Origin of the sequence: Ihubacter sp. rT4E-8 (genome assembly GCF_049852125.1) — a bacterium.
Taxonomy (GTDB): Bacteria; Bacillota; Clostridia; order Peptostreptococcales; family Anaerovoracaceae; genus Senimuribacter.
The window spans coordinates 107134-125051 of the sequence record NZ_CP187532.1 but is presented as its reverse complement, the minus strand read 5'-3'; the positions used below and the strand labels follow the sequence as shown (position 1 = coordinate 125051).

Here is a 17918-nt window from a genome sequence, read left to right as displayed (position 1 = left end):
TTCTATCTGTCAAAAGGAATGTATTATGGAAATGCTGACTTCAAAAAAATCTCACCCCCAAGACACGGTGATTCATATTGGCGGAAAAAAAGACCTGTCCATAGGCAACGGCAGTCTGACGATTATGGCGGGTCCCTGCGCGATTGAATCCAGAGAACAGCTTCTGGCTACTGCCTACGCAGTAAAAGCCGCAGGAGCGCAGGTTCTTCGCGGCGGCGCTTTCAAACCACGTACGTCACCATATACCTTTTCGGGACTTGGCGAGGAGGGACTTTCCTATCTGGTTGAAGCCGGTCGTGCAGTAGGATTACCGGTCATCTCGGAAATTATGGACGCCGCTGATCTTATGCTCTTTGAGGATATTGACATCATTCAGGTAGGCGCAAAAAATATGCAGAATTTCTCTTTGCTGACAGCTCTAGGCCGCAATAATAAACCCGTCCTGCTAAAGCGAGGCGCAGGCAACACCATAGACGAACTGCTTTACAGCGCAGAGTATATTCTAAAAGAGGGAAATCCCAACGTTATCTTGTGTGAGAGAGGTATTCGGACCTTTGAGTCATCATCTCGATTTACGTTTGACATCAATGCGATCCCATTGCTGAAACAGAAAACACATTTACCTGTTATCGCAGATCCTAGTCATGCAACTGGGATTTCTTCGCTGGTCACCCCCGTAGGCCTGGCGGCAATAGCCGCCGGTTGCGACGGTCTTCTTATAGAGGTGCACAATGATCCGGCTTCTGCCTTATGCGACAGCGCCCAGGCTCTTTCGCCAAACGCCTTCTCTCAGTTAGTATCAGGAGCAAGAGATTATGAAAAAATTCGTTGTATCCACAGATAAGCCTTACGAGATTATCATCGGTAAGGATATTATCAAGGATGCCGGAAATTATATCCGGCAATGTATTTCTCCGTGCCGCATTTGCGTCATCACGGACAGTACTGTAAACAGGGCTTATGCGCAAGTCATCATGACTTCCCTGATGGAAGCGGGATATCAAACGTCTAAAATCGTTTTCCCATCCGGCGAGCATTCAAAGAATTTAACTACCTATTCCAATATTCTTGAATCTATGGCCGATGAAGGACTAACACGTTCAGATGCAATCGTCGCTCTGGGCGGCGGGGTTGTCGGAGACATGGCGGGATTTGTCGCTGCAACTTATATGCGGGGGATTTCCTATGTACAGATTCCAACCACCTATATGTCAGCAATTGATGCTTCTGTAGGTGGAAAAACGGGTATCAATCTATTATGCGGAAAAAACCTGGCAGGCGCCTTCTGGCAGCCTTCATTGGTTCTCTGTGATTACAAAACATTTGACAGTCTCCCTTCTATCAAGCTGCAGGACGGCGTAGCAGAGGCAGTTAAATGTGCTGTGATTTCTGAATCCTCTTTGATTCCAAAAATTCAGGAGGAAGATTACGAATACGTAATTGAACGGTGCGTTTCAATTAAAAAATCCGTAGTAGAAGCAGATGAAAGAGATATGGGATTGCGTCAGCTTCTTAATTTTGGTCATACAGTAGGCCACGGTATTGAGAAGCTAAGCACCTTTTCTGTTTCTCATGGACAAGCTGTGGCAAAGGGTCTTATCGTTGAATCACGCGCTGCATACAGAATGGGATTAACCGATACCAATATTGCACCAGAGCTTTCAAATCTACTGAGCGGACTTGGCTTTGACCTTTCGATCGGTTATTCCGCCGAGGAGCTTTACCGATTCGCTTTAATGGATAAAAAAATCTGCGGTGATAAAATTTCCATGGTTATTCCAGAGTCAATAGGAAAATGCCGTCTGCAAAAAATTTCTTTATCTGAGTTAAAGCAATTCGTCCAATTGGGACTGGAAGATGCTTAACTTCATTTAAGTGATATTAAAAAAGGACAATCGCGTCAGATAACGACACATACGATTGTCCTTTTTATTATTCCGTCAATGTTTATCTTCCCATTCTTCTTTTAAAATGGAAAACACCATGGAATCACGCAAGCTGCCATCATAGGTCAAATAAGTCCTACGAAGCGTCCCTTCATAGACAAACCCACATTTTTCAATAATTCTTTGGGATCGGAAGTTTACTTTGCTGGTACAAATACCCACCTGCTTTAAGTGCAGCTCGCAAAAAGCAAACCTAAGAACTTCTTTTGCCGCCTCTGTCATATATCCATGACCCCAGTGATCCTCGGCCAGATTATAGCCTAGCTCTCTGCTGTCTGCATCAGGTCTGAGACGATCCGGCTCCAGACTGATAATCCCAACGACTTTTCCTTCACCCTTTACCCGAATAGCCCACGCTTCCGTAGGAATCAAAAGACTTCGGATAATTTCTGCGGATTCCTCTGGACTTTTGTGCGGGGCCCAACCGGCATGAGGCCCGACATTAGGATTCTTCGCGTAATCGTACAGCTCCTGCGCGTCATTCATTGTAAACATAGTTAAATTCAGTCTTTCTGTTTCCAGCGTTTTCATGATCCGCCTCCCTGTTACTCTGTGGTACTTATAATTTCCTTATTCGACTTATCAATTTGGCTGACTTTCATATTCACAGCGTCCGCCGGATCCACTTCCTCCTGCAATCCCAGCAGACTCGGCCCCAAATAAATGGTTTTCAAAGTTTCTCCATTAAGAGTTACCTTACTATATTCCGTGAAATTCTGTCCTTTAATATAATATTTTCCTCCAATGCTAACAACTTTATCAATTTTGATGGTCTTAACGCCCATCCTCATACCCGCTTTTTCAAATGGATTTATGCCGCCGTAAATATAATTTTTACCATAAAGCATGTCATATCCAAGGAGCTTCAAATCTTTCAAATAGTCTTTTGATTTATGATCCACAGTCTGATGAAATTTAACAGTAGTTCCTGTGTGAATACCGATACGGTCAAAGACCTCGGCCGCCAATTGATAAGTAGTCAAATCCATATCCTTCTTCTCCATATCGAAATTACTCCAAACAATATACTGCGTCTGATACAGATTTTTCGCGTCATAGGAACCCTCCGTCACGTCTAACGCAGGAATATGGTCGCCATACATAACAAGAATAACATCTTCATCAAACCTCGCCAGGGTTTCCGTCAATTCCCTGACAAACTGATCCATCTCATAAACCAGATTGGCATAGTATTCATACTTCCATTTCAATTCTTCATTTGGTGCATCGGTAACCTGAATCTTCGGATTCTTGATCAACTGCTCAGTCGGATACTTACCGTGACCCTGAACAGAAATTGTATAAATATAATCGTGTCCTTTACTGGACTTCAGCGCGTCCATAATCTGGCTTGTCAAAATGGAATCCTTCGCCCAGTTTTTTGGAGTCTTCGGTACGTCACTCATATATTCCAGAGACGTAAAGGTATCATAACCGATATTGTCAAAAACCAGGTTTCTGTTATAGAACAACGCTCTGTGATTGTGAATAGCATGGGTAGAGTAACCCATGGACTTCAGGTTGTTCGCAATTGACTCCGCGGTCTTTTCCTTTAATACCGCCTTAAACGGATACTCGCCCGGACCAAAGAATTTAACAGAAAGGCCAGTCATTACCTCAAATTCCGTATTCGCGGTACCGGCGCCGCAGGCAGGCACAGTCAAGCTTCCGGAAGAATACTGCTTCATAAGACTCCTATAATATGGAATCGGATCCTCTGAAAGCTTTATATTATTAAATAGCATCGGATCGACAAAAGACTCCAGCTGCAGAAAAAGAATATTCGGATAGTCTTCGTCTACATCGGTTTGTACCGGCTTCATCGTACCGTCCTCTGCGTACTGACTCTTATCAAAGATTGCTTTTACCTTCTTTTCATCGTACCCCATCGGTTTATGAATTCCCGTATTCAGCCAGGTATTGATAAAGCAATATGGCACGCCGTAATCCTCATAAGCGTACGCCAAATTTCCAAAGAATGTGGACAGAAGGCCTACTTTTACCAGTCCAAAGGTTGCTCCGAAAGTTAAAAGAATGATTAGCAAAGCTGCCGTAGCATTACGTTTAAAATTAACCTCCCCTTTAGGCTTTTTTGGCGCTTTTATAAACAGAATAACTAAAGCGATTACACCAATTATAATTCCGCTGGCGATCAAAGCAATTTCTGTCTTGGAAAAATAATTTGTCAATAAAGTCGCTCCGTCTGTAATAGCGCTCAAATCCTTTACAGTAAAAGGCGTCATTCTCTGAATCAGAATAATACCGTTGGTGATTCCAATGCCCAACCATACTAATGTTACAATGACAATGAAAAAAATCCGCCGACGGAATACCGTAGCAATAACTAGCATAGCAAAGATAATCAGAGTATTGTATAAAAACACAATTGGACTATCCAGTAAAAATACAAGCCCCTGAAATCCTTTTCGTGCCAATGTTTCGATAATCAGATTCAATAAAAACGCCCAAACCAGGCAAAAGAAAAAACTATTGTGTAGATATCTCTTATAAAAACTCCTTGCTTTCTCCATTACTTTATCCTCTTTTCTCTATTCCCTTTTGCCGAAATAATTCGCAAGACATGCAAACTCGTCTAAAGACAAGGTTTCGGCTCTCCTCTTTTCATCTATATCGCACGCATTAAGCGCGGCTTTAACTTCCTCTTTTGTTACGCAGCCTACACCCATGAGAGAATTTGACAATGTCTTCCGTCTCTGACCGAATCCTGCTTTGATACAGCGGAAAAACATGTCCTCATCCACTAAATCCACAGGTCTTTCTCCCCTGATATTAAGACGCAAAACTGCAGAATCTACCTTTGGTATCGGCACAAACACCTCTTTTGGCACGATAGCAACACTATCCACTGTACAATAATACTGTACGGCCACAGATAATGCTCCGTAGGCTTTCGTCCCCGGCTGAGATTTTATACGATCAGCTACTTCTTTCTGCATCATGATAGTAATACTGTTAGCTATTACATGATTTTCTAAAATTCCCATAATAATCGGTGTTGTAATATAGTATGGAAGATTTCCGATGATTTTAGCCTGTTTGCAGCCGGACGTTCTGATGATTTCATTGAGATCAGTCTTCAATACATCCTGATTGATAATTTCAACGTTATCGAATTCGGCCAAAGTTTCTTTCAATATGGGAATCAAATTTTTATCAATTTCCACCGCAACGACCTTTTTTGCAAGTCGTGCCGCTTCCGCTGTTAAAACGCCGATACCCGGCCCGATCTCTATTACCAGATCATCCTCTGTAATTTCTGTAGCTTCTATAATCTTATCTATAATATTTTTATCCGTCAGGAAGTTTTGCCCTAAGCTTTTAGACAGCTTAAATCCGTACCTGTCTCTGATATCCCTGATGGTAGACGGTGCGTATAATTTCATTACAGTTCCTTCACTTTTCTCAAAAATTCTTTCCGGGAAATCTGAAATTGGTTCAGCTTTCTTAGAAAACTTTTCGTATTTCCATATCCGATAGACAATGCGTTGCCTAATGCCTCTCTGCGGGCTCTCGCTTGCGGTCCGCCAGCCAGATCCCATGCAAAGAGATCTTCCTCAGTAAATGTTCCTCCGCCATTGCCTGTAGTACAATGAGCATTTTCCAAAGCCTCTATTATATCCTCCGGCCGGGCGTTTTCTACGCCCACATTACCCTTTTTCAAAGCTTTCCCTTTAGGCAAAAAGGCCTGCTTGCAATCCGGATATTTTTGTGCGATCTTCCTGCGTATTTTTTCTCCTGCATAATCCGGATCTGTAAAAATGATAATGCCTTGTTCCTGATACGCCTTATCAATCAGCGGCCATATAGAATCCGGCATACCAAATCCGTGCGTCTCTATAGTCATAGCCTCTACTGCCCGGTTAATAGCCGCTGTATCATCTCTGCCCTCTACAATAATAGCTTCCTTAATCGTCTTCTTGTTCTTGATTGTCATCGCTTATATCTTCACCCTCATTTTCTAAAATGTACAAAATTTCTCCTGGCTTAATCAGCTTTAATTGATTTCGCGCCTGTTCCTCTATATAATCCAGATCATTTACATTTTTTAGTTCTTCCTGCAGCGCTGCCTTCTCATCATTAAGCTCTTTTTGTCTTTGCGCCAACTCCCGCTGTTCTGCACGCAGATCAAAAACATTTTTTATTGACACGCCAACGACCGCTATGAGCATAAGCACAATAACGGTCAACGCAATTCTTCCTTTATTAATTCTGACTTTTCTCTTTCTGGGAGCTCTTGCTGCATTCTGCCGCCGTTCTTCCCGATATTCTTCAGAGGACTTTCCATATCCTTCACGCTCGAACTCCCGAAGTCTCCCTTTTCTTCTTTTCTTCATATCCTTTATCCCTATCGTATCCTGATGTTTCTAAATCCTGTCTTCACTTTCAGTTCACCTCGCCGTAGAGTGCCACGGAGCAAAGCTCCTGCACTCCTGACATGAGACCTGCCGCGCTTCCGCCTGCGCCTACGGCTTGCCGATCAGCGGGCTAGGGCTTCATCGCCGTGTGTAGTCATGATTCAATGAACGCCTCCCTGCGGCAACGCCGTTTTAATCATTTGCGTTCATTATACCATAAACGACTTTTTTCCACAATAATATGCCTCCGCCCATGGCCATAATTCCATATAGACTTATCACACCATGAGATCCAACATATAAAAATTCTGTAAATAAATATCCGGCACAAAGCCATCCGCAAAAATAAATGGCCTGGGCAGCCCTTCGATGTGTGCCGCACCGTTTTCTAAGCGCGTCTCTAGCAGTAAAGACCAACATGATCGCAATACCGCAGAAAAACATAATGCCTGTTTCATGTAATTCTCTGGCAATCAGCTCCGTCATTTTCGAAACCGTCTCAGCTTATCAAAGATGTTTCCTCCGGATTTTTTCTTTGTGTAATTAATTCCTTCTATTTCACCTTCTGCTACCAGTTTTCCTTCATCCAGGTCCAGCGCTTCAATATGAAGATTTTTCCCTGAGATAACCAATCCCTGATCGATCAAATTTGTCAAAATCGTTTCTTCATCAAATCCCTCTACTGAAGTAACCTCCGTGACAGTGATACGTTTTCTGTTATCCATTTGAATATAATGATTTTCCATAGCACATCCTCCTCACCTGCAGTAATTGGCCTGCCTTGTGAAAAGTATATGCTTATATCGGAAAAATCTTGCTGAAAACCCTGAAAACAATGATGCAGGCAGGCAAGGCCCACCTGCAATTTTTAACCTTACAGATAATTAAACGGATCTACAGGCGTTCCATTGATAGTTACTTCAAAGTGACAATGTGACCCAAAGCTATTTCCTGTATTTCCTACTTCTCCAATCTTCTGTCCCTGATACACCTTATCTCCAACGCTGACACTGATGGCGCTGCAATGACCATATCGGGTATGTTTTCCGCCTCCATGATCGATTTCGATAAACAGACCGTACCCGCTGTACCATCCAGCATAAACCACAGTACCGCCGTCAGCAGCTCTGATTGTAGTTCCCGTTGGACAAGCCAAATCCAGTCCTTCATGCATTCTTCCCCATCTCCAGCCAAATTCTGACGTTAAAGTGTATCCGGACACCGGCATAATCAAATGTCCTGTCGGAGCAGTTTTCGGAACAGGTTTAGTCCCCCGCAAAACAATTTTCTTTACCATTTTTTTAATTGTTTTGGTTTGCAAAATTTCTTTGTCTACTACGTCTCCATTTTCTCGAGTGATTCTGGCAGTCACAACCCTCTTTCCATTTATGCCCTTTTGGATGACTTTTTTATCGCCTTCATACATCGTCTTATCATCTTTATATACTGTTTTATATTTAACCTTTTCCGCGTAAGTCCCCTTCTCTACTGTAACCACAGTCAAGGATGACGCTGCTTTTTTCATAATCAGTTTATCACCTGGGAACAAAGAGCTCTCTTTAATCTCCGGATTATTCTTTTTTAACTCATCAAAGCTAACGTCAAAACGTCGGCAAATTTCGGAATAAGTATCTCCCGCCTTTACTGTATAGACTTCCTCTTTATTTCCGCCAGTCAGAATTGATTTAACCGCTTTCTTCTGACTGCTGATATAAGCCAGCTTTGTATTATACTTTTTAATCTCTACTTTTTCTTTAAAGCCTATCTGTTCATATTTTATATTATCACTGTCTTCCAGAAATTTATCTTGCACCGAACGAAGAACTGACTTTGCTGCATCCTCGCTTTCACAGGTTACATGTAAATTTCCATTGATATAAATACCATAAGCTTCCGCTTCCATATCTGACATATATGTCAGCCGTTTTAAAACTGTATCTACGTCGTCAATGTCCTTATCTATTACAACAACGCTTCGAAAAGTAATATCGCTGTCCTTATCGATTTGTATGGTCGAGCCATATTCTTTCGAGAGCTCATCACTGACAAGATCCAATATTTTTATTACATCTTCCTGATTCTTTACATATCCTAACACCTTACCGTTGTATGCATACTCAAATCCTGTCGCATGGTTAAGCATAGCGACTAGAGCAATCGCTACCAAAACCACTCCGGCAAAATGGCTGAGAATACTTTTTTTCTTTCCTTCTAATTTATGTCTATTCTCATGGATAAATTTTGCCTGACGGTAACGAATGATCAAAATCAAACGGTCAAACCGCATTTGCAGATTATCATGTATTGTTACCAGACCGGCGGCACCACTGACAATCCTGTCTAAAAAACAAAGTATCCACCGGTCAAAGGATATCTGCATCTGATCATGCCATGTGATCACCCCTGCTGCAGCATCCGTTATTTTTCTAAACTTTTTTTCTTTACCCATACTTCCGCCTCTTCTGTACGCTGTCTGATACAAGAACACCTTTCCCCGAGATCCGTAATCCCAGTATCCTTACACTTTTCACAGGCATACTTAATATCAGTATAATCCATTTCGTAATTATTCTCTGTCAGGAGAACAGCCCGTTCAGCGGACAGCCTGTCCATCGCCGTCCGAATTTTTCTTCCTTCTTCTTCAGCATTTCCCATAATTAACGCCTTAGAAAGCTGTGAACTGGTACTGCGAATTTCATCATCCAGTTCTCGAATTCTCGGCAGCTTTTGATAAATCTCTATTTTTCTGGTCTCAGCTTCTTTCTCTGCCTTTTCTCTAAGAAAATCATAATACTGATTCAAAACGGCTTGTGTCACGATAATTTTCTTATTAACATCTACGCCCTTTTTCTCTGCGTCGTTTCTCCAGTTCTCTAAAACCTTATTGACATAGTTAAAGTTAGGGCTGGAAATCCCTGCCGTTTTATTGCATGCCTCCAGCACTCTATCCATGGTATATCCCATTTCACCAAACCAGGCGTCCATCATATTCTTTTCTGCTTCCGTGGCATTTCTGGTAAATCCTAAAGCGCGCAGCACACGCTTATAACGATAGTAGCGCTCATCCTCTTCTTGTAATTTTTCATTTACCTGATCCGTCGTCATCAGACCTTCGCGAGCCCAGCCGGATACGACTGACTCCATATAGTTTAAGCTTGATTTATTTCTCTCAATGGAATACTTTACAGCAAAGCAAATGATTTCCGGCGTAGCGCCATAATCAGATAGCCATGAAAGTATGCGTGTCAATTCCGAGGAACTAAGAGCCCTGCCCAAAGTCTGTTCAATAGTAGTGAACATTTTCTTCACCGCCTTATTGCCGAAGACATTATCCTTCTTCGACTTTTCACTTTCTCCCCTCGCCGGAGCTTTGTGTTTTCCATATAATAATTCTTTTAGATTGATAAACTCGACTGCGAAATCTCTTTCCTCATCTGTGTTCAGATACAGCTTTCTAACAACGCCCATCTTTTCCCAGTAATCCCACGCATCCATGATCTTCTGCTCAGTAACCGAAAGCTGCCGTGCCATCGCTTCTACGCTCATTTCTAATCCATGTTCAGCATAAGATAAAGCGTATAGATATACTTTAACGAAAACGCCATCAGCGCCAGGCATATATTCATTAATAAATATATTTTCCACCTTCGTATCAAGCAGGTAAAAATCCCTTGTTTTCTCCTTAATAAAATTCATGCTTTTACAATTCCCCTGTGACTTATTTACTCCTGAATTTCTGTGTTCAGTGCGGTCAGCAGCGCAAGAACATCAATGCCGTGGCCTTCGGCTGCCTCTTTTAATGTTTCACTAGCAGCGCCCGGGCAGCCTAAACAAAGCATCCCATGCTTCTCAAATACTTCTTCCAGCCTGTCGTCCATATTAAGGATATCGCAGACCTTCATTCCTTCCGTAATTTTCATGTTGACTTACCTCACCTTCCGACATTTTTTACGCCTGATCGCTAAACTTTGTATATCTGGCAACCCAGGTAAGATCAAAGGTTTCCGTTGGGCCGCTTCTATGTTTGGCTAAATTTACCTCACATATTCCAGGTTTCTCTGAATTATCTTTGTTATAGTAATCATCCCGATATAGAAACATAACCATATCAGCATCCTGTTCAATTGAACCGGACTCTCGTAAGTCAGACAGAATAGGTCTATGATCCTGCCTCTGTTCCGGCGCTCTGGAAAGCTGAGATAATACGATGACAGGACAATCCATTTCTCTTGCCAACAGTTTCAGATATCTGGAAAGCGTACTGATTTCCTGTTGTCTGCTGTCTGTTTTTCCTTCTGCTTTCATCAATTGAAGATAATCAATTACAATCAGATCCAAGCCTTTTTCAGCTTTTAAACGACGGCATTTATTTTTCATCTCTAATACGCCGACGCCTGGTGTATCATCAATATGTATATTTGTTCTTGACAACGAATCTAGAGCCATGTTAATTCTATCCCAGTCGCCTCTTTCAATGCTGCCTGTCTTCAATTTTTGCATTTCTACTCGTGATTCCATGGACAACAACCGTTGACCCAGCTGCGCCTTTGACATCTCCAAACTAAAGAGCAAAACTGACGCACCAGACTTTATCGCCGCGTTTTGCGCGATGTTTAATGCAAAAGCTGTTTTTCCCATTGCCGGTCTGGCTGCAATGATCACCAGATCTGATTTTTGAAGTCCACTCGTCAATTCATCCAAGCGTTTAAATCCTGTAGATAAACCGATTACTTGTCCTTGTGTCTGAATCGCGCGATCAATCATTGAAACGTTCTCCAGCAAAACCTCTTTGATCGGCGCGTAATCACTCTTTTGACCTTGCTGAGCAATTTCAAAAATGCCCTTCTCTGCGTAATCAAGGATTTCTGACGCATCCATGGATTCTTCAAAGCCTTTTTCTCTGATATCCTCTGCTGTCTTAATCAGACGCCGCATAGATGCTTTTTCTGAAACAATTCTGGCATATTCGCCTGCATTAACCGTTGAAGGAGCTTCAGACGACAAGGTACTGATATATACTCTGCCTCCTACCATCTCTAACGACTGTCTTTTTTTCAATTCATCACAAACCGTAATGATATCAACAGAGACATTATTGCGGAATAGATCCAGCATAACATTAAAAATTTCTTTATGGGCAGCGTCGTAAAAATCATCGCCTGTAACCACGTCAATAACATCGGCGAGAGCATCTTTGCTCAACAGGGATGCACCTAAAACAGATTTCTCTGCTTCTGTATTATGAGGAGGGATTCTCTCTACCATATTGGTCGCTCCTTTGACTAATCAGTTACCTGTACGCTTAATTTACAGCTTACTTCTGGATATAGCTTAACTGTCACATCAAAACTACCGATGTTCTTAATAGGATTCTTCAGTTGAATTTTCTTTTTATCTACAACCAGACCGGACTGCTCTTTAACAGCATCGGCAATATCCTTCGATGTAATGGAGCCAAACAGTCTTCCGCCTTCACCGGATTTTGTTTTAATCACTACTTTAATCTTCTCTAATTCAGCCCCAAGCTCCTGCGCAGCTGCCTTCTCCTCTGCTTTTTTCTGAGCTAGCAGCTCCTTTTGTTTTTCCAGACTCCGGATGTTACCCTGCGTAGCCTCCGTAGCATAACCCTTTGGAAGCAGCATGTTTCTGGCATATCCATCGCTGACTTTCACAACATCTCCTGCTTTACCTGTCCCTTTTACATCTCTATTTAAAATTACAATCATCTTTTTCCTCCTTAGTTTCTTATCATTTCTATTACTTGATGAATAGCTTCCTCCGGTGTGCATTCAACCTGTGCGCCTGCCGTGGTTAAATGGCCGCCTCCACCTAATCTTTCCATTAAAATCTGTACGTTTATTTCTCCCAGAGATCTGCCGCTGATAACAGTAGTGCCTCTTTCCGTTCTCCCCGCGACAAAGGATGCTTTGATTCCTTTAATATTTAAAAGCTCGTCTGCCACCTGTGAGTTTAATACTTGCGCGTTTTCGTTCCATCCATCTGTAATGGATGTTGCAATACCCTCATCATAAAACTCCGCGGCAGCAATACATTTTGCTCTAACTTTAAAATCCTCCATATCTGTCTGGAAGAATCTTTTTACTTCTGCTGTATCCGCGCCAGCTCTTCTCAACCATGCCGCTGCCTCGAAGGTTCTTACGCCCGTCTTCACCGCGAACCTATTGGTATCTACTGTCATTCCGGCCAAAAGCGCCTCTGCTTCCAATTTTATTAAGGTTTTCTTTGGCGCCGCGTACTGTAAGATTTCGCTTACCAATTCTGCGGTTGATGATGCGTAAGATTCAATATAAGAAAGCGTTGGCGCAGCTACGCAATCCTCTGCTCTCCTATGATGATCAATTACTACGATTCTATCTGTCATCTCCAAAAGTTTCGCGTTTTCAGAATAACTAGGCCTGTGTGTATCCAGTAAAATTACCAACGCGTCTTTATCTGTAATTGCCTCCGCCTTTTTGTTATTGATGAACTGATAATTTTCCGTTTCCCTAGCCTGTTGATAAATAACCTGCAAGGACTCATTCACTTCATTCATAACAATATATGCGTCTCTGCCACAAATCAGGCACATTCTATAGATGCCCAGCGCCGAGCCAAACGCATCCATATCCGGATTCGCATGCCCCATGATAATAACTCTTTTTGACTGATCTATCAATTGTTTCAATGCATGCGCAACAACTCGGGACTTTCCTTTATTGCCTTTTTCCACCGTTTGCAGCTTTCCACCATAGTATTCAATTTTGCTGACCCTTTTTATAACAGCCTGATCGCCGCCCCTTCCCAGAGCTAAATCCAAAGCGGCGTTTGCGTATTCCTCTGTACCGACCAAATTCTTTCCGCCAATACCGATACCAATACTTAAACTCATTGGAAAATCTGCCTCAGTTTCAATTTGGCGTACCTCGTCCAATATAGAAAATTTGCTCTCTATCATTCCTTCTACGTAGGAATACTGGAAATACATGATATATTGGACATTATTCAGCTTATTGATAGATCCATTGCATTTTGACGCCCATTTGCGAACAGTACGATCTACTTCCGTAGATACCAACATTCTTTTTTCTGCCGATGTGCTGGCAATCAGGTCGTCATAGTTATCAATATTGATTCGTGCAACGCACACCTTTTCATTATTATATCTATCTTTTAAATTTTCAAAATTTGTAATGTCATCGAAGAATACCAGCAGATTTGCATCTTCACCTTCTCCTTCCAGATTAATCATTAACCTAAACTGTTTTCCGTTTCTTTCTAACACATGATAATTATTTGTACCAACTTCCTCAAACAGTTCAGATACTTTGATACCTGTTAAGGCAAAAAAGTCCGCACTTTCAATTCCATCATATATAAATACTTCGCTAATATGATCATTTGATCGTACTACTTTTCCGTTTCTGTTTACTATACACATTGGAAGCGGAATGTAAGATGAAACCAGTTTTCCAAATAAAGTTTCCGACATTTTTAATTCCTCTTTATTTATACAGTAGCGGTATCTTTTAATATACCACGAAACTGCTCTCTATTGGTGTAGTTTTTGTGATAATAATAGTATAGTATAACACATTTACCCACAGATTGCAAAGCTTACAGCTCATGAACTATCAAATCTCCTTTACACTTACTGCAGCGATAATTTTCAGGATGCATTACGACCTTTCCTTTTCTCATACGATAAAACCGCTTGCCGCATTTCTTACAAATAATTTCATATTTATATCTTGGCTGTATTTCCTGTTCCAATGAGAGTTCCTTATAATCCGCACGTGTTTTAATTGAACACCCATATGCTTGATTCACGGAATCAGCCAGTCTTTTCCACTTTTTACCGTGATTCATACAGCCTGGACATGTATGAAGCAGTTCATGAAAAACTACGTCTTTTATTATTCTGTCTCCGTATCCCTGCAGCATTGACGATATTTCTAGTTGATACCCTTTTTCCCCACCTATTTCTGTTAATTTACAGCATCCAAGTCTTTTTTTAGCTCTTTTGTTTTCAGAAATGCTCAAAATATCATTCGAAGGATATATACCAATTTCCCTTAATTCTATGATGCATTGTCTTAAAATTTTTTCTAAACGAATTTCATATGCTTTTTTACTATCCAAAGGTTTCTATCTCCTTTAACGATAATTTTTTTAATTCAACTGCACTACAAAATGCCCCGAACGGGGCATTTGTCCATTCTATTGTTTCATGTGAAACATACTCTTATTGTTCCACAGATTTCAACAGTTCTATCAATCTGTTCAACTCGTCGGTACTATAGTATTCTAACTGGATACTACCCTTTTTTCCCTTCTGATTAATGCTAACTTTCGTGCCAAACAGATCCTTTAGCTGTCTTTCAACATGTAGCATGTCAGCGCTTTTTATTTTCTTTGCAGGACGTTTCTTCGGTATATTAGCGCCGGACGCCAACTCCTCAATCTTCCTAACCGATAATCCTTCTTCTATTATTCTTCTACAAAGCTGGGCTTGCAAAACCTTATCTTCTATTGGTATCAACGCTCTGGCATGACCCGTTGTTAATTTACCTTCTGTTACTAAATTTTGAATTTCTTCTGGTAATTTAAGCAACCTTAGGGAGTTAGTTATATACGGACGGCTCTTACTGACACTCTTTGATACTTCTTCTTGCGTCATCCCGTATATTTTAATCATTTGATGAAGACCTTCCGCTTCCTCTATAGGATTGAGATCCTCTCTCTGCATATTCTCTATAATTGCTATAAGCATGTTTTCTTCATCAGTAAAAGATCGTACAAGGCAAGGAACTTCTTTCAACTCCGCCTTTCTTGCTGCTCTCCATCTTCTTTCACCTGCAACAATTTCGTAACCTATCTTTTGTTTTCTTACGACCAACGGCTGTATAATACCGTGTTCTGTAATAGAGGCTGCCAATTCACTGATCTTTTCTTCATTAAATACTTTTCTCGGCTGGTTTTCATTTGGCTTTATCTCATGAATATTGATATATTGAATTGCGTCCGTATTTTCTTTTGATGAATTTTCTTTTTCCTCAACTACATTCTGTACCGTTGGCGCCTGATCTGCAAAAAGTGCGTCAAGACCTCTCCCTAAGCCTCTGTTTTTCGTCTTGGCTGCCATTACCTATTTTCCTCCCACTCAAGAAATTCTTCTGCAAAATCACGATAAGCTTCCGCGCCTCTCGATTTCGGATCGTATTCTGTAATAGCCATACCAAAGCTTGGCGCTTCTGCCAAACGAATATTCCGTGGAATTACAGTCGAATACACTTTAGAGCCAAAATATTTTTTTACTTCCTGTACAACTTGAATGGATAAATTCGTTCTTCCGTCAAACATACTCAGAATAACGCCCTCTATCTCCAATTTTTTATTTAAATTCTTTTTAACCAGTTCAATTGTGCTCACCAATTGACTTACTCCCTCCAGTGCATAAAACTCACACTGGATAGGTATAAGCACACTTTCCACAGCAGTTAAAGAATTTATTGTTAAAAGTCCTAATGAAGGTGGACAATCGATGAATACATAGTCATAATCATCCTTTACCTTTTCAATTGCTTTACGCAACCGTGCTTCTCTTCCTTCAATCTCTACCAATTCTATTTCTGCACCTGCTAGATCAACACTGGCCGGAATAATGTCCAAATTTTTCACTCCTGTATTGATTACCGCTTTTTTCGTATCAAAGTCATCTTCTATAAGAAGGTCATATACGGTATAAGGCAAGTCTTTTTTAGAGATTCCAATACCACTGGTTGTGTTGCCTTGTGGATCTATATCTAACATTAATATTTTTTTATTCCTCATTGCCAGACTTGCACCCAAATTTATATTGGTTGTTGTCTTGCCAACGCCGCCCTTCTGATTAAAAATTGCTATTGCTTTTCCCAAAGTTATGCCTCCTGCTAAAATTCTTCCTTCTCCTATTATATATTATCTTTTTACATTTTACCACCCGTTTTAAACAAAAAAATAGAGATGTTTCACGTGAAACATCTCTCGTTCTTAGGAATCACTATTTTCAATTCAACATATTCCCCTTTATCATCCTCATAGAACTCCGCATTTTCTTCCATATCGTGAATCTGAGCAAATGCTTTTCTTATAGTATTCATATATATTTTATAACTAATATATCCTATTTTTCTTTTTTTCTTCATAGAGAGTTCTTCTCTTGCTAAATATTCATCGATTAGTCTTTCCGTTTGCTTTACATTCAAATTATTATTTATGACACGTTGCAATACCTTTTTTCTGATTTCAGGCTTGTCCAATTTTAAAAGGGCTCTCGCATGTCGTTCAGTCAAATGTGCGTCGATCAGCTGTTGCTGTATTTCCGGGGGTAAAGTAAGAATTCTTAACTTATTAGATATGGTTGACTGTCTCTTACCGATTCTGGCTGCCAATTCACCTTGCGTTAATCCAAAATCATCAATCAATTTCTTATAAGCGTAAGCTTCCTCTATGTAACTGAGATCCTCTCTTTGCACGTTCTCTACTACAGAAATAAAAGCGGCGTCTCTTTCATCAAAATCCTTAATCACCGCAGGAATCTTTGAAAGACCTGCTAATTTTGCCGCTCTTAAGCGCCTTTCTCCGGCAATAAGAAAGTAACTTCCATTTTTATCCTTTTTTACGATAATTGGCTGTAACACTCCATATTCTGCAATGGAATCTCTTAAATCAAAAAGCTCTTCCTCAGAAAAAAATTTTCTTGGTTGTTCTGGGTTCGCACATACACTGCAAATGGGCAATTCCACGCTTTTCCGTTGTAACATTTTGTATCCCTCCTCCTGTAATCATCATATCATGGTTTCCCGGGAAATGATACATAAAACGTTCGACAAAAAAACCCATACTATTTCACCGTATGGGCTCTTTCGATGGAGTTCCCGCTTTTCTTGGATATTTCGCAGGTGTTCTATTAACTTTCTGAATGACAGCAATTTTGTGCTCATAGCCAGACAATGCAACACATGCAATACGATCGATCCGTCCTCCTAAAATTTTTATAGCTTTTGCTGCATCCTCTATTTCTTTTTCTGCATCAGGACCTTTATAAGCAAGAAAAAAGCCGCCGATTTTAACAAAAGGTAAGCAATATTCCGCAAGCACTGTCAAGTTTGCTACCGCTCTGCTGACACAGAGATCAAAACGCTCTCTGTATGCTTTATTTTTTCCTAACTCCTCTGCCCTTCCATGAACCGTCTCTATATTAGAAATGCCTATTTCATCAGCCAGGGTATCTATGACACGCAATCGCTTTTGCAAAGAATCCGCAAGAATGAAATGTTTATCATCGCTTGCAATAGCCAGCGGAATCCCTGGAAATCCAGCTCCAGTACCTACATCTATAATATTTTTCGCATTCTTGTACTCATCAAAAGGTATACAGAGTATAGAATCTATAAAATGTTTTTGAATGAATTCTTTTTCGTCAGTAATCGCCGTTAAATTTATCTTTTCATTCCAAAGTAATATACCCTTCATATAAGCCAAAAATTTTTCTTTCATATCTTGATCTAAGTTCAGACCCATCGAAATGAGAGAGTTTTCCAACTGCTTCAATGCT

At 40.8% G+C, this 17918-nt stretch carries 20 protein-coding genes; 2 read left to right on the top strand and 18 right to left on the bottom strand.

The features are described 5' to 3' along the window. Window positions 1-25: 25 nt before the first annotated feature. Together aroF and aroB are read left to right on the top strand one after the other, a co-directional pair. Window positions 26-844 (top strand): 3-deoxy-7-phosphoheptulonate synthase, encoded by an 819-nt coding sequence (gene aroF / locus ACPW7J_RS00570; protein ID WP_425755849.1) that lies wholly within the window; start codon window positions 26-28, stop codon window positions 842-844. Continuing rightward, window positions 816-1865, top strand: a complete 1050-nt coding sequence (gene aroB / locus ACPW7J_RS00565) for a 3-dehydroquinate synthase (protein ID WP_425755847.1) — start codon at window positions 816-818, stop codon at window positions 1863-1865. Before aroF ends, aroB begins: the two co-directional genes overlap by 29 nt. Before the next feature lie 75 nt (window positions 1866-1940). Here aroB and ACPW7J_RS00560 read toward each other — a convergent pair whose 3' ends face one another. From ACPW7J_RS00560 to rsmG, 18 genes are all read right to left on the bottom strand, one after another. Then, on the bottom strand, window positions 1941-2477 hold the full coding sequence (locus tag ACPW7J_RS00560; protein WP_425755845.1) for a GNAT family N-acetyltransferase: 537 nt from the start codon (window positions 2475-2477) through the stop codon (window positions 1941-1943). A 14-nt stretch (window positions 2478-2491) separates the two neighbouring features. After that, on the bottom strand, window positions 2492-4477 hold the full coding sequence (locus ACPW7J_RS00555; RefSeq protein ID WP_425755843.1) for an LTA synthase family protein: 1986 nt from the start codon (window positions 4475-4477) through the stop codon (window positions 2492-2494). 18 nt (window positions 4478-4495) lie between these two features. Continuing rightward, window positions 4496-5350: a 16S rRNA (adenine(1518)-N(6)/adenine(1519)-N(6))-dimethyltransferase RsmA gene (gene rsmA / locus ACPW7J_RS00550; RefSeq protein WP_161874009.1), complete on the bottom strand. Its 855-nt coding sequence runs from the start codon at window positions 5348-5350 to the stop codon at window positions 4496-4498. After that, window positions 5350-5901: a ribonuclease M5 gene (gene rnmV / locus ACPW7J_RS00545; protein WP_425755840.1), complete on the bottom strand. Its 552-nt coding sequence runs from the start codon at window positions 5899-5901 to the stop codon at window positions 5350-5352. The genes rsmA and rnmV overlap by 1 nt, the downstream gene beginning before the upstream one ends. After that, window positions 5873-6301, bottom strand: coding sequence for a septum formation initiator family protein (locus ACPW7J_RS00540; protein ID WP_161874011.1), 429 nt, complete (start codon window positions 6299-6301; stop codon window positions 5873-5875). The genes rnmV and ACPW7J_RS00540 overlap by 29 nt, the downstream gene beginning before the upstream one ends. A 213-nt stretch (window positions 6302-6514) precedes the next feature. Further along, window positions 6515-6808, bottom strand: coding sequence for a spore cortex biosynthesis protein YabQ (gene yabQ, locus ACPW7J_RS00535; RefSeq protein ID WP_161874012.1), 294 nt, complete (start codon window positions 6806-6808; stop codon window positions 6515-6517). After that, complete coding sequence (locus ACPW7J_RS00530) at window positions 6805-7068, bottom strand: YabP/YqfC family sporulation protein (RefSeq protein WP_161874013.1); 264 nt, start codon at window positions 7066-7068, stop codon at window positions 6805-6807. Before ACPW7J_RS00530 ends, yabQ begins: the two co-directional genes overlap by 4 nt. 128 nt (window positions 7069-7196) lie before the next feature. Beyond that, window positions 7197-8771, bottom strand: coding sequence for a M23 family metallopeptidase (locus ACPW7J_RS00525; RefSeq protein WP_161874014.1), 1575 nt, complete (start codon window positions 8769-8771; stop codon window positions 7197-7199). After that, window positions 8741-10018: a DnaD domain protein gene (locus tag ACPW7J_RS00520; protein ID WP_161874015.1), complete on the bottom strand. Its 1278-nt coding sequence runs from the start codon at window positions 10016-10018 to the stop codon at window positions 8741-8743. Before ACPW7J_RS00520 ends, ACPW7J_RS00525 begins: the two co-directional genes overlap by 31 nt. Before the next feature lie 26 nt (window positions 10019-10044). Next, window positions 10045-10242, bottom strand: a complete 198-nt coding sequence (locus ACPW7J_RS00515) for a DUF1858 domain-containing protein (protein ID WP_161874016.1) — start codon at window positions 10240-10242, stop codon at window positions 10045-10047. Window positions 10243-10270: 28 nt separating this feature from the next. After that, the gene (gene dnaB, locus ACPW7J_RS00510) at window positions 10271-11587 is read right to left on the bottom strand and encodes a replicative DNA helicase (protein ID WP_161874017.1); all 1317 of its coding nucleotides are present in this window, start codon (window positions 11585-11587) and stop codon (window positions 10271-10273) included. Window positions 11588-11604: 17 nt separating this feature from the next. Further along, the gene (rplI, locus tag ACPW7J_RS00505; RefSeq protein WP_161874018.1) at window positions 11605-12048 is read right to left on the bottom strand and encodes a 50S ribosomal protein L9; all 444 of its coding nucleotides are present in this window, start codon (window positions 12046-12048) and stop codon (window positions 11605-11607) included. 11 nt (window positions 12049-12059) lie between these two features. After that, the gene (locus tag ACPW7J_RS00500; protein WP_425755836.1) at window positions 12060-13811 is read right to left on the bottom strand and encodes a DHH family phosphoesterase; all 1752 of its coding nucleotides are present in this window, start codon (window positions 13809-13811) and stop codon (window positions 12060-12062) included. A gap of 125 nt (window positions 13812-13936) precedes the next feature. Then, window positions 13937-14461, bottom strand: a complete 525-nt coding sequence (locus ACPW7J_RS00495) for a SprT-like domain-containing protein (protein WP_425755834.1) — start codon at window positions 14459-14461, stop codon at window positions 13937-13939. A gap of 103 nt (window positions 14462-14564) precedes the next feature. Further along, on the bottom strand, window positions 14565-15464 hold the full coding sequence (locus ACPW7J_RS00490) for a ParB/RepB/Spo0J family partition protein (protein WP_425755832.1): 900 nt from the start codon (window positions 15462-15464) through the stop codon (window positions 14565-14567). Then, complete coding sequence (locus ACPW7J_RS00485) at window positions 15464-16237, bottom strand: AAA family ATPase (protein WP_161874022.1); 774 nt, start codon at window positions 16235-16237, stop codon at window positions 15464-15466. The genes ACPW7J_RS00490 and ACPW7J_RS00485 overlap by 1 nt, the downstream gene beginning before the upstream one ends. 92 nt (window positions 16238-16329) lie before the next feature. Beyond that, the gene (locus ACPW7J_RS00480; protein ID WP_425755830.1) at window positions 16330-17124 is read right to left on the bottom strand and encodes a ParB/RepB/Spo0J family partition protein; all 795 of its coding nucleotides are present in this window, start codon (window positions 17122-17124) and stop codon (window positions 16330-16332) included. A gap of 85 nt (window positions 17125-17209) precedes the next feature. Next, window positions 17210-17914 (bottom strand): 16S rRNA (guanine(527)-N(7))-methyltransferase RsmG, encoded by a 705-nt coding sequence (gene rsmG, locus ACPW7J_RS00475; protein WP_425755828.1) that lies wholly within the window; start codon window positions 17912-17914, stop codon window positions 17210-17212. Window positions 17915-17918: the final 4 nt, after the last annotated feature.